Below are 12,260 nucleotides of genomic sequence, written 5' to 3'. Positions count from 1 at the left end.
TTTCGCCTACGCTGGTCTCGCATCAAGGAAGATGCCCCCACCCCTCCCCCTTCAAGCAAGGAGCTGTCCATGACCCGTCTGCTACTGCCGCTTGAACACCCAACGCCTGTTGCCGAACACGATGCCGACCACGCCCTGCTGCACGCCCTGAAGCGGCTGCCCCGGCGCGTGCAGCAAGTATTCCTGCTCAACCGCCTCGACCAACTGGACTTCGCCACCATCGCCGCCCGCCTCGACCTGCCCCTGGCGAGCATCGAGCGGAATATGGACCAGGCGCTGCAGGCCGGTCGCTCGCGCCGTGATGTACTGTCGAGTGTGGCCGGGCAATGGTATGTGCGCTTGCAAAGCCCCCAGGTGACAGCTTGCGAACGGATCGACTTTCGTCGCTGGCTGGATGCGGATACGGCAAACCTGCACGCGTTTCACGAAACCGAACTGCGCTGGCGCAGCCTGTTGGCGCCGGCACGGCAACTGGGCCATGACGGCTGGTACCGGCAAGGCCGGGCGGCGCTGTCGCTGGGTGGGTGCTCGATTGCGGTCGGGCTTGGCGTGGCGGCGTTGGTAGTGTTTGGTCTCTGGGCCTGATCGCGCACTGGCAAGCCGGTCAAAAGCGCTCCGCCGGGTCTGTGGTCATGAGCATCTGCTGGAACCGCTCCAGAAAGATCGACTCGGCTTGGGTAAACTTCTGTTCACGGTTCCACAGCAGATACACGTTCACATCGATCACCCCTTCCCACGGCGGCAGACGCCACAGCTCATTGGCCTGTACATCCGCCGCGACGATGTGCTCCGGCAGGCAACCAATGCCATAACCGGCCCCCACCAGCCGCAGGATTTCATCCAGGCTCGGTGAAGATGCGACGATACGCCCGGTAAACCCCTGCTGATCACGAAACACCGTCAGCGGCGACAGGTTGCCGCCCATTTGGTCACTGGTGAAGCTCACGAAGTTCTCGCCCTGCAAGTCGGCCACGGTAAGGTTCTTGCGACCAAACAAGCGATGGCGCTTGCCACAGAAAAACGCGTAGCGCTGTTCGAGCAGCACCCGTTGCTCCAGCCGGGGCTGGGGGGTGCGGCACAGGCTCAAACCGAATGATGCGGTCTTCTGCAACAAACCACTGGCCACATCCGAACTGCGCAGCACGTCTATTTCCAGCTCCACCTGCGGATAGTCGCTGTGAAATTGTGCAAGGAAGTCATCGTAGGCACGCGACTGGATGCGGCTGATGCTGAGCAGACGGATCTTGCCCGTCACCGTCTCGGCCGGGCTGTCCAGCGCAGGCCCCAGCCGCGAGACCGTGCCGTACAGCTCGGCCGCGATCTGCATTACTTCCTCCCCCGCCTTTGACAGGTTGATGCGTGGCCCGCGGCGTACCACCAAGGCACTCTCCAGCTGCTCCTCCAGGCGCCTGAGCGCCTGGCTAACGGCCGGCTGGCTGAGGTGCAGGCGTGCCGCGGCCCGGCTGATGCTGCCCTCCTGGCCGATCACCAGAAAGGTCCGCAACAGGTTCCAATCGAGGCGGTCATTGAGGAAACGCTTGGCTTCGGGGTCTCTTGCGAGGGTCGTTGTCGTCGGCGTCATTATTTGTTGGTCTTATACTTGAGTATTTAAATTAGAAGCTTTTCCTAGCATAGGACTTGGCTCAACATCTAGCAACGCACCGCCAGAGTGCCTTTGCCCTGCCCGTGCAGGGCTCTCCTTCTCCTGCCTATAACAATGACGCCCAGGAGCCTCAGATGAAGAGCAATACCCCCACCCCGCGTCGTGCCGCGGCGGCTGCCTTTATTGGCACCACCATCGAATTCTATGATTTCTACATCTACGCCTTCGCCGCAGCCCTGGTGCTCGGGCAGCTGTTCTTCCCCAGCGAAAACCCGATGCTCAGCACCATGTCCGCGTTCGGCAGCTTTGCCGTGGGCTTTATCGCACGGCCGTTCGCCGGCATGGTGTTCGGCCACCTGGGCGACCGCCTGGGGCGCAAGAAAATGCTGCTGGTCACGATTGTGCTGATGGGCGTGGCCACCACCTGCATCGGCCTGCTGCCGACCTACGCACAGGCCGGTATCTGGGCCCCCATCGGCCTGATATTCCTGCGCCTGCTACAAGGCATCTCGGTCGGTGGTGAATGGGGCGGCGCGGTGCTGATGGCCAGCGAGCATGCGCCCAAGGGCCGCAAGGTGTTCTTCGCTTCGTTTGCCCAGTGGGGCAGCCCGGCGGGCCTGCTGCTGGCGCTAATCGCCTTCCGCTTCATTACTGCGATGGAGACGGAAGACCTGATGAGCTGGGGCTGGCGTATTCCGTTCCTGATGAGCGGGCTGCTGATGATCGTCGGTTTGCTGATCCGCTTCGGCGTGCCGGAGTCACCAGAGTTTGCCGAGGTCAAGGACAGCGACCAGACCAGCGACAACCCGGTGCGCGAAGTGCTGCGCAACCACTGGCGGAACATCGTCTTCGCAGCCCTGGCCGTAACCATAGGCTCTGGCGGGTTCTTCTTCACCAACACCTTCATGATCACCTACGTCACCCAGTATCAGGGCATAGCCAAGACCACCATTCTCGATTGCCTGTTCGTGGTCACCATCCTGCAGTTTCTCTCGCAACCCTGTTCGGCCATGCTCGCCGAGCGCCTTGGTGAAGGGCGCTTCCTGAAGTGGGTCGCGGCGCTGTGCATGGTGGTGCCGTACCCGATGTTCCTGCTGGTGCAGACCGGCAACGTGGTCTACATGACCGCTGGTATCGCCCTGGCCGTGGTCCTGCTGTCGGCGCTGTATGCCGTGATTGCCGGCTACATGGCCGAAGCATTCCCGGCCCGGGTCCGTTACTCGGGCATTTCGATCGCCTACCAGCTGGGCAGCGGCCTGACCGGTGGCCTTACGCCAATGCTGGGCACGTTCGTTGCCGGCCAGTTCGCCGGGCAATGGCTACCGTTGGCGCTGTTCTTCAGCGTGCTGGCCTTGATGTCGCTGGCCGGCGTGCTGGGGCTCTCGCACCTGCGCAACGCCAGCGCCAGGCCGGTCGCCCTCTCCACTTCGCAAGGAATCGCCTGATGAGCAACAAGCCTCACGCCATGTCAGAAACCGAATGGCAAGCACGCTGCGAGCTGGCTGCGCTGTATCGCCTGATCGCCTACTACCGCATGACCGACCTGATCGACACGCACATCACCCTGCGTTTACCCGGGCCTGACCGGCACTTCCTGATCAACCGCTATGGCGTGGCATTCGAGAAGATGCGCGCCAGCGACCTGGTGCTGATCGACCTGGACGGCAACGTGGTCGACAGCCATTTCAACGGCGGCAAGGTCAATGCGGCCGGCTTTGTCATCCACTCGGCGATCCACGAGGCGCGCCCGGACCTGCACTGCATCATCCACACCCACACGGCAGCGGGCATGGCGGTGGCAGCACAACGTGACGGCCTGCTGCCACTGACCCAGCACGCGCTGAAGTTCTACGGCAACCTGGCGTACCACACCTACGAAGGCATCGCGCTGTCAATGGAAGAACGCGAACGGCTGGTCGCCGACCTTGGTACGCACAAGGCGATGATCCTGCGCAACCATGGGCTTTTGGCCGCAGGCAGCAGCGTGGCGGCAGCGTTCCACGAGATCTACTTCCTGGAGCGCGCTTGCCAGGCTCAAATCCAGGCGATGTCTGCCGGCGTGGCGTTGAACATCCCCAATGAGGAAGTGTGCCGGCACACCGCCGCACAGTTCGGGCGCGATGGCATCGACGGCATCATCGACATGGCCTGGCAGGCCGCGCTCAGCCTGATCGACGCGCAGCGCAGCGAGTGGTGCAGCTGACATGGCCAGCCTCGTATTGCTTTGCCAGAACCCGGCGCTGACTGACTGGCTGGCCGCGCTGTTCACCGAGCACGTCCCGCAGCTGAACGTGTTGCGCCCGGAAGATGCCGGCGCAAGGCACGCCGAAGTGGCCGTATGCTGGTTCCCGCCCGAAGGTAGCCTTGGCCGCTTGCCGAACCTGCGCCTGGTGCACTCGATCGGCTCGGGCATCGATCACCTGGCGCAGGACAGCTCACGCGATGCGTCGCTGCCGGTGTGCCGGGTGGTCGACCCTGACCACACCCAGGGCATGAGCGAGTACGTGCATTGGGGCGTGCTGCACTTTCACCGGGGCTTCGACCGGGTAATCGCCGGCAATGCCAGCCAGCACTGGCAGCGCCCGGTGCAGCGCAAGGCGGGGGATTTCCGGGTCGGCGTGATGGGCCTGGGCGCGATTGGCGCACCGGTGGCGCAGCGGCTGGCGGCGGCGGGTTATGACGTGCGCGGCTGGGCCCGCACGCCGCGCCAGGTCGATGGCGTAAACACCTTCGCAGGCCCGGCTTCGCTGCAAGGCTTCCTCGCCGGGCTGGATGTGCTGGTCAACCTGCTGCCCCTCACCGCCAGCACGCATGGCGTACTGAACCATGCCGTATTCCGGCACATGGCCGAAGGCAGCGCCCTGATCAACTGTGGTCGTGGCCAGCACCTCAACCCGCACGACTTGCGCCAGGCGCTGGCCAGCGGGCAGTTGCGCGGCGCCTTGCTCGATGTGTTCGAACAGGAGCCGTTGCCTGCCGATTCGCCGCTGTGGCACACGCCCGGCGTGTGGGTGACACCGCACATGGCCTCGGCCGCGTCCGACCTGTGCATCGCCCGGCAAGTGGCCGACAACGTGTCGCGCCTGAGTGCCGGGCTGGGACTGAACAATCTGGTCGATCCCGAACTGGGTTATTGACCGCACGCGTTACCAAGAGGTGATTCATGAAAACGTTTTTCCATCCTGCTCAACGCCTGCACCACCCCCGCTCCTATCTGTCGCGTGGCCAGATGCGCCAACCGCAGGAAGTGCCGGCCCGCATCGACCCGCTACTGGCAGTAGTCGAAAAACTCGGCTACCCGCTGCTCGAACCCGCCGACCACGGCCTCGCCCCGCTGGCGGCCGTGCATGGCCAGGCGTACCTGGACTACCTGGGCAGCGCCTACCAGCAGTGGCACGAAGTGCCGGAAGACTGGGGCGACGAGGTGATGTCCAACATCTACATCCGTGAAGGCAACCCCTTGCGCGGCATCCTCGGCAAGACCGCCCGCTACCTGGCCGATGGCAGCTGCCCGATCGGCGAGCACACCTGGCAGGCCGCTTACTGGTCGGCGCAGAGCGCGGTGGCCGCGGCACATGCGGTAATCGAAGGCGACCAGGCCGCTTATGCCCTGTGCCGGCCACCAGGGCACCATGCCCGCGCCGAAGCCGCAGGTGGCTTCTGCTTCCTGAACAACGCCGCAATCGCCGCCCAGGTGCTGCGTGGCAAGTTCGGCAAAGTCGCAGTGCTCGACACCGACATGCACCACGGCCAAGGCATCCAGGAAATCTTCTACGAGCGAGACGATGTGTTGTACGTGTCGATTCATGGCGACCCGACCAACTTCTACCCGGTGGTCGCCGGTTTCGATGATGAGACCGGGGCTGGCGCAGGGGCTGGCTTCAACCTGAACCTGCCCATGGCCCATGGCGCCAGCGAAGCGGATTTCTTTGCCTGCATGGACCAGGCAGCAACGGCGCTGCGCGCCTTCGCCCCGGACGTGCTGGTGCTGTCGCTGGGCTTTGACATCTACGAAAACGACCCGCAGTCCAAGGTACACGTCAGCCATGAAGGGTTCCGCCTGCTGGGGCAGCGGATCAAGGCACTGGGCCTGCCTTGCGTGGTGGTCCAGGAGGGTGGCTACGACATTGCGACCCTGGATGAAAATGCCGCGCGCTTCTTTACCGGCATGACTGCCTGAGGCAAAACCCCATGTGCTCCGGGTTGCCTTGAGCAACCCGGCCTACCGAGTAATACAACAATAAAGAGCGCAACTTGCCGCACCCGCAAGTTAGCGATCAGGCCCCCGGCTGCCCGCCGCAGACGCAGGGGCAATAACAATAAATCTTCACGCTGCCGTTCTTGAATCTGGCAATAAGGAAGTGTTCATGTCGCTTAAAACTTTCACCTTGGGGATGGCAGGCGCCAGCGCCTGTCTGTTGGGCTCGATTGCCTGCGCGGCTGAATCGGACCCTGGTTTTATTGAAGACAGTACCACCACGGTGGGCTTGCGAAACTTCTACTGGAACGCCGACAACCGCAACGGCAGCTACCTCAACCCGGCCGGCGAGCGGCAAAGTTATCGCCAGGAATGGGCGCAAGGTGTGCTAGCCAAGTTCAATTCCGGCTATACCCAAGGGCTGGTGGGGTTCGGCCTAGACTTGCATTACATGGGCGCAATAAAGCTCGACGGTGGCAAGGGCCGGGTTGGCGACGGTATCGGCAATGGCGGTATCGTCTCCCGCGATAACCAGGGCGACCCCAAGGCTGAATATTCCAAGGCCGGTGGTGCGGTAAAGATGCGCGTCGGCAGCACCGAACTGGCCTATGGCGACCTGTTCCCCGATTCACCGGTGCTGAAGTACGGCGATATCCGCCTGCTGCCGCAAACGCTCCGAGGCTGGAACGTCACCGATCGTTCCTTCGCCGGGCTGGCCCTCAATGCAGGGCGCTTTACCTCCAGCAGCGACCGTGCAGCCACCAATCACGGCGGCAAGCTGGGTACCGCTTACGGTGGCCGCCAGGCCGACAGTGACTTTGTCAGTTATTACGGCGGTATCTACACCGGCCTCGACAATGTGAAGATCAAGTTGTTCGGGTCGGAACTCGACAATATCTGGAACCAGCAATTTGCATCGTTCGAATACCGGGTGCCTTTGAAGGCGGGTGGCGTGTTCAATACCGGCGCCAATTACTACCGCACCCGCGACACCGGCACCTCGCGGCTTGGCGACATACGCAACGATGCCTGGAGTGCACGGGTGGGCTACGCAATGGGTGGTCACAAGTTCGAAGTTGCTTATACCCGCATCGACGGCGACCAGCCTTTCGACTATGTCTGGAACAGTTTCGACATCGAACTGGATGCGGCCTCCCAAGGCAGCGACTTCAACAGCCCCAACGAAAGAGCCTGGAGTGCACGTTACGACCTGGACGCCGTCATCTTTGGCGTACCCGGGCTGAGCTTCACGGCGCGCTACATACGCGGTAGCGATATCGATGGCCGCGACGCTGGCGGTGCCTATTCACGGTTCCAGGCGGTGCGCGACGGGTCGCAATGGGAACGGGACCTGTGGGTGAAATACGTGGTGCAGTCAGGGCCTGCGAAAAACCTGTCCCTGCGGCTGCTGCACGCGTCGATGCGCACGGGCGGCGATTACGGGGCAATCGCCAATGACCTGGACCAGACCCGGATCATTCTGGACTACCCACTGGACCTGAGCTTTCTTAAATAGCCCCGCAAACCTGCGCGGGGCTATCGGAGCAACGGTCTTGCACCATCACTCAGGCTAACGCATCAACCTGTAGGAGCAGCCTTGTGCTGCGAAGTGGCCGGTAAGGCTGAGATTATCTTCGGCTGCAATGACCTCTTCGCAGCACAAGGCTGCTCCTACAGAGCTTGTGTTTGCCTTGAGAAAGGAGAAAGTCAATAAAATGCAGGCATAAAAAAAGAGGCCCTAGGGCCTCTTCTTTCTTGATCCCAGCGACGCACTGAGGATCGAATTTGGAGCGGGAAACGAGACTCGAACTCGCGACCCCGACCTTGGCAAGGTCGTGCTCTACCAACTGAGCTATTCCCGCGTCGTGATGGGTGCCATTCTAGCGATTTCTAAAACAGCGTCAACCCCTTGATTCAAAAAAAGTTTATTTCTGCTCGGAGCCTTCGCGCAGGTGCGGCCAGGCGGCCAGCAGGTAGTGCACCATCGACCACAGCGTCAGCCCCGCCGCCACCAGCAGCAGCCCGTAGCCCAGAATGACCCAGAACGTTACCGCTGGCGGGTTGGCCAGCAGGATCACCAGCGCCAGCATCTGCGCCGCGGTCTTCCACTTGCCAAGGTTGGACACCGCCACGTGCGCCCGCGCGCCCAGCTCGGCCATCCACTCGCGCAGGGCCGACACCACGATTTCGCGGCCAATGATGACCGCCGCCGGCAGGGTCAGCCAGAAGTTGGCGTGGGTCTGCACCAGCAGCACCAAAGCCACCGCCACCATCAGCTTGTCAGCCACCGGGTCCAGAAACGCACCGAACGGCGTGCTCTGCTGCAGGCGACGCGCCAGGTAGCCGTCCAGCCAGTCGGTGGCGGCGGCAACGGCAAACACGCTGCTGGCTGCCATGTAGCTCCAGTGATAGGGCATGTAGAACAGCAGAATGAAGCACGGAATGAGCAGGACGCGTAGAACGGTGAGCAGGTTTGGAATATTCATCGGTACGACTGGCTGCAAGTTGAGCCCGGCATTCTACTCGCTATGCAGGCTGGCATAAATCGACTCGGCAAGCTTTTTACTGATGCCGGGGGCTTTGGCGATTTCATCGACACTGGCGCGGTTGAGCTCCTGGAGGCCGCCGAAATGTTTCAGCAGGTCGCGCCGGCGCTTGGGCCCTACCCCGGCTACATCCTCCAGGCTGGACACCCGGCGGGCCTTGCCGCGGCGAGCGCGGTGGCCGGTAATGGCGAAACGGTGGGCTTCGTCGCGGATCTGCTGGATCAGGTGCAGGGCCGGTGAATCACCTTTCAGCGTGAACTCGTGGTGCACGTCGTTCAGGTACAGGGTTTCAAAACCGGCCTTGCGGGTTACGCCCTTGGCTACACCCAGCAAGGTCAGGTCGGTGAAGCCCAGTTCCTGCATCACATCGCGAGCCATGTTCAGCTGCCCCTTGCCGCCGTCCACCAGCAACACGTCAGGCAGCTTGCCCTCACCGTCCTTGATGCGCCCGTAACGGCGGGTCAGGGCCTGGTGCATGGCGGCGTAGTCATCGCCGGCCGTGACGCCTTCGATGTTGAAGCGGCGATAGTCGGACTTCAGCGCGCCCTCTGGGCCGAATACCACACAGCTGGCCACGGTAGCTTCGCCACTGGAATGGCTGATGTCGTAGCACTCCAGCCGCTGCGGCACTTCGTCCAGGCCCAGCACTTCGGCCAAGGCCTCGAAGCGTGCAGCCATGTGCTGGCGGTTGGCCAGGCGAGCATTGAGCGCCTGCTCTGCATTGGTCACTGCCAGCTGCTGCCACCGCGCGCGCGTGCCGCGTACCCGATGGCTGATGCTCAGCTCGCGGCCCCGCAGCGTGTGCAGTGCTTCGGTGATGGCGTCGAAGTCTTCGTGAACAACGTTGACGATCAGCTCGCCGGGCAGTTCGCGCTCTGCGTTGCCCAGGTAGTACTGGGAGAGGAATGCGGCCATGACCTCGGCCACATCCTCCTCGATGCCCACCTGCGGGAAGAAGTTCTTGCTGCCCAGCACCCGGCCACCACGCACGCTGATCAGGTGCACGCAGGCACCACCCGGGTTCACGAAGGCGGCGATGACATCGACGTCGCCGCTGCCGCCCTCGATGTACTGCTGGTCCTGCACGCGGCGCAACAGGGCAATCTGGTCGCGCAGCTCGGCGGCTTTTTCGAAATTGAGGGCCATGGCGGCCTTCTCCATCTCGGCATTCAGCTCGTTGCCCAATTGCTGGCTACGGCCTTCAAGAAACATCACCGAATGGCGCACGTCGTCGGCGTATTCCTCGGCGGTGACCAGATCGGTGCAGGGCCCTTTGCAGCGTTTGATCTGGTACTGCAGGCACGGCCGGGTGCGGTTGGCGTAGTAGCTGTCTTCGCACTGGCGCACCGAAAAGGCCTTTTGCAGCAGGCTGAGGCTTTCGCGGATGGCCCCGGCGCTGGGGTATGGGCCAAAGTAGCGGCCCTTGGCCTTCTTCGCCCCACGGTGAATCCCCAACCGCGGGAACTCGCCGTCGGACAGGAACACGTAGGGGTAGGATTTGTCGTCGCGCAGCAGGATGTTGTACGGCGGCCGCCATTCCTTGATCAGGTTCTGCTCCAGCAGCAACGCCTCGGTTTCGTTGGCGGTGATGGTGGTTTCAACCTGGGCGATACGGGCTACCAGCGCGGCGGTCTTGGGCGCCAGGCCGGTTTTGCGGAAATAGCTGGCCAGGCGTTTTTTGAGGTTCTTGGCCTTGCCCACGTAAAGCAGACGGGCTTCGGCGTCGAACATTCGGTAAACGCCCGGGCGACCACTGCAGGTCGCCAGGAATGCGCTGGCATCAAAAGCTTGGGACATGAGGTTTTACAGGCTTGCGTCGACCATACCGTGGCGAACGGCCAGCAAGGTCAGTTCGACGTCGCTGGTGACCGAGAGTTTTTCAAAGATCCGATAACGGTAAGTATTGACGGTCTTGGGCGAGAGGCACAACTTGTCAGAGATGATCTGCACTTTTTGGCAGCCGACAATCATCAGGGCAATCTGGATTTCCCGCTCCGACAATGTGTCGAACGGTGACCCCTGCGGCTGGAACGGTTTCAGCGCCAGCTGCTGGGCGATTTGCGGGCTGATGTAGCGCTGGCCGGCAAACGCCAGGCGGATGGCCTGGACCATTTCGTCAAGGCCTGCGCCTTTGGTCAGGTAACCGGCCGCACCGGCTTGCAACAGGCGGGTGGGGAACGGGTCTTCCTCGCACACTGTCACAGCCACTACCTTGATGTCCGGGTGGCTGCGCAGCAGTTTGCGGGTGGCCTCAAGGCCGCCGATGCCGGGCATTTTCACATCCATAAGCACCACATCAGGCCTGAGCTCGCGAGCCAGCTTGAGCGCGGACTCGCCCGAGTCCCCCTCACCCACCACCTGCAAGCCATCGATGTCGGCCAGCATGCGGGTGATACCGGTTCGTACCAGATCGTGATCGTCGACCACTAAGACCCTAATCAAGCACACACCTCGTCAACAGGGCGATTGGATCCCGCCACCTTAACAAAATTTTTCCAAACGGGGCTAACGCATTGCTTCTGTAAGAAACGCCTGACGCTCAACAGTGACAGGCCTCACTGTTTGCCTTGGTTTTCTATCGCTGCTCAAGCGGCCCAGCAGGTGCCAGATGGCCGCCTGGTCGTCGATGGGCAATTGCCGGAAGGCGCCCAGCAGTCCCGACTCATCCGTGCTCAGGCCCTCCAGCGGGGCCGGCGTGCGGATGCCGCTAAGCACGTACAGTGCATCCACCCCCCTGACGGCGAGGGCTGCCAGGTAATCGACCCGTGGCGTGCGCTCGCCGCTTTCGTACTTGCCCTGGGCATTGGGCTCGACCCCACCGATATCGCCAAACACGCGCTGGGTCATGCCCAGGCGCTCACGCTCTTCCCGCAGCCGCGGACCAATCCCGTTCATTGTGGGCATCTCCTTATCCCCTGATCACGCTCATCCCCCGCCGCCCCGTCTGCGGGCGACTGTGAGCGCTGGGTTTACTATGCCCCTGCGCTCCAATCGCGACAAGCCATCATTGCGATACTAGCCAATCGTGCGCTGCATGCGCACAAAGCACGCGTCCTCACCCATTTCGACAAAGCCATGGCGCTGGTACAACCCGCGCGCCGGGTTGCTGCGAAACACCATCAGCCTCAGCAACGGCAGGCGCCGCTGCCCGGCCCACAGCGCCAGCTCCTCCAACACCCAGCTGCCGACACCGCGCCCGCGATGCTCGGGCAACAGGTGCAACTCGCGGATAAACAGTGCCTGGTGGTCCTGGCTGAGGCTGCAGAAACCCAACAGGCTGTCGCCTTCGCGGATCAGCCACTGCTCGCGCCAACCCCAGGCCTGGTCGAAGGCGTCCTCGATCCAGAGCAGGTCAAATTCACGGTAATACGGCAGCATGGCGCGCCGCGTGAGGTCGCGGGCGAACGTACGGTGACTGTCGTTGGCGGCAATCAGTTGCAGGGGCATTACCACATCACTCATTGGGCATAGCACACGGGTGAACTGCAAGGCCCACGCCGGTCCAGTTCGCTTTCCAGCCATTCGGCCAGCACTCGGGCATTGTTGTGCTCGGTGTCCTTGCCTGCATAAAGCAGGGTCAGCGGGCCCTTCCCGGCGAGGTCCAGCAGCGGATACCAATACTCGGGGTGAGCGGCGAGCTCTCGTTGGTAGCGCTGGGTGAAACCGGCAAAGTCCACCTCCCCTTGGTGAAGCGCCTTACGCAAATCATCCGAGGGTGCCACTTCGCGCAACCACTGCGCGTGGAGGTTTTCCTTGCGCAGGTTGCGCGGCCATAGGCGGTCTACCAGCACACGCTGGCCATCGTCGGCTGCGGCTGCTTCGTAGACACGCTTGCAGCGGATCATGGGTTTCTCCTGCTTTTACCGTCCGTCTTGAGCCTAGATAATTCATTGATCGAGGTCACGGTCGGGTT

Annotated in this window: 13 protein-coding genes and 1 tRNA gene; 6 read left to right on the top strand and 8 right to left on the bottom strand. The window is 62.5% G+C overall.

All coding sequences use genetic code 11. The features are described 5' to 3' along the window. Positions 1 to 69: 69 nt before the first annotated feature. On the top strand, positions 70 to 585 hold the full coding sequence (locus tag E8E78_RS21370) for a DUF4880 domain-containing protein (RefSeq protein WP_019473643.1): 516 nt from the start codon (positions 70 to 72) through the stop codon (positions 583 to 585). 19 nt (positions 586 to 604) lie between these two features. Here the strand turns inward: E8E78_RS21370 and E8E78_RS21365 are convergent, their stop codons facing one another. Next, entirely contained in the window at positions 605 to 1,582 is a 978-nt protein-coding gene (locus E8E78_RS21365; protein WP_280314391.1) for a LysR family transcriptional regulator, read from the bottom strand. 155 nt (positions 1,583 to 1,737) lie between these two features. Between E8E78_RS21365 and E8E78_RS21360 the strand changes: the two genes are divergently transcribed. The 5 genes from E8E78_RS21360 (at position 1,738) to E8E78_RS21340 (ending at position 7,317) form a co-directional block, all read left to right on the top strand. Then, a complete protein-coding gene (locus tag E8E78_RS21360) occupies positions 1,738 to 3,048 on the top strand; it encodes an MFS transporter (RefSeq protein WP_280314394.1) in 1,311 nt (436 codons plus the stop codon). Next, positions 3,048 to 3,806: a class II aldolase/adducin family protein gene (locus E8E78_RS21355; RefSeq protein ID WP_280314397.1), complete on the top strand. Its 759-nt coding sequence runs from the start codon at positions 3,048 to 3,050 to the stop codon at positions 3,804 to 3,806. Before E8E78_RS21360 ends, E8E78_RS21355 begins: the two co-directional genes overlap by 1 nt. A 1-nt stretch (position 3,807) precedes the next feature. After that, positions 3,808 to 4,740 (top strand): glyoxylate/hydroxypyruvate reductase A, encoded by a 933-nt coding sequence (locus tag E8E78_RS21350; RefSeq protein ID WP_197863786.1) that lies wholly within the window; start codon positions 3,808 to 3,810, stop codon positions 4,738 to 4,740. A 26-nt stretch (positions 4,741 to 4,766) separates the two neighbouring features. Further along, entirely contained in the window at positions 4,767 to 5,783 is a 1,017-nt protein-coding gene (locus E8E78_RS21345) for a histone deacetylase family protein (RefSeq protein ID WP_174370012.1), read from the top strand. A 187-nt stretch (positions 5,784 to 5,970) separates the two neighbouring features. Next, a complete protein-coding gene (locus E8E78_RS21340; RefSeq protein WP_049276627.1) occupies positions 5,971 to 7,317 on the top strand; it encodes an OprD family porin in 1,347 nt (448 codons plus the stop codon). 270 nt (positions 7,318 to 7,587) lie between these two features. Here the strand turns inward: E8E78_RS21340 and E8E78_RS21335 are convergent. From E8E78_RS21335 to E8E78_RS21305, 7 genes are all read right to left on the bottom strand, one after another. Continuing rightward, a tRNA-Gly gene (locus tag E8E78_RS21335) sits at positions 7,588 to 7,663 on the bottom strand. A 63-nt stretch (positions 7,664 to 7,726) separates the two neighbouring features. Further along, positions 7,727 to 8,287: a CDP-diacylglycerol--glycerol-3-phosphate 3-phosphatidyltransferase gene (gene pgsA / locus E8E78_RS21330; RefSeq protein WP_016498771.1), complete on the bottom strand. Its 561-nt coding sequence runs from the start codon at positions 8,285 to 8,287 to the stop codon at positions 7,727 to 7,729. 33 nt (positions 8,288 to 8,320) lie between these two features. After that, positions 8,321 to 10,144 carry an excinuclease ABC subunit UvrC gene (gene uvrC / locus E8E78_RS21325; protein WP_061203192.1) on the bottom strand — a complete coding sequence of 608 codons (1,824 nt, stop codon included), beginning with the start codon at positions 10,142 to 10,144 and terminating at the stop codon, positions 8,321 to 8,323. Between the two features lie 6 nt (positions 10,145 to 10,150). Next, positions 10,151 to 10,789: a UvrY/SirA/GacA family response regulator transcription factor gene (gene uvrY, locus E8E78_RS21320; protein WP_049276677.1), complete on the bottom strand. Its 639-nt coding sequence runs from the start codon at positions 10,787 to 10,789 to the stop codon at positions 10,151 to 10,153. Between the two features lie 63 nt (positions 10,790 to 10,852). Beyond that, complete coding sequence (locus tag E8E78_RS21315; protein WP_049276675.1) at positions 10,853 to 11,242, bottom strand: helix-turn-helix transcriptional regulator; 390 nt, start codon at positions 11,240 to 11,242, stop codon at positions 10,853 to 10,855. A gap of 120 nt (positions 11,243 to 11,362) precedes the next feature. Continuing rightward, positions 11,363 to 11,794 (bottom strand): GNAT family N-acetyltransferase, encoded by a 432-nt coding sequence (locus E8E78_RS21310; RefSeq protein WP_084967517.1) that lies wholly within the window; start codon positions 11,792 to 11,794, stop codon positions 11,363 to 11,365. Positions 11,795 to 11,805: 11 nt separating this feature from the next. Next, positions 11,806 to 12,192 carry a DUF488 family protein gene (locus E8E78_RS21305; protein ID WP_049276673.1) on the bottom strand — a complete coding sequence of 129 codons (387 nt, stop codon included), beginning with the start codon at positions 12,190 to 12,192 and terminating at the stop codon, positions 11,806 to 11,808. Positions 12,193 to 12,260: the final 68 nt, after the last annotated feature.

This window comes from Pseudomonas sp. BN505 (assembly GCF_029873175.1).
Classification (GTDB): Bacteria; Pseudomonadota; Gammaproteobacteria; order Pseudomonadales; family Pseudomonadaceae; genus Aquipseudomonas; species Aquipseudomonas putida.
Note: the sequence above shows the minus strand (reverse complement) of the source record. Positions and strands in the feature narration are given on the sequence as shown.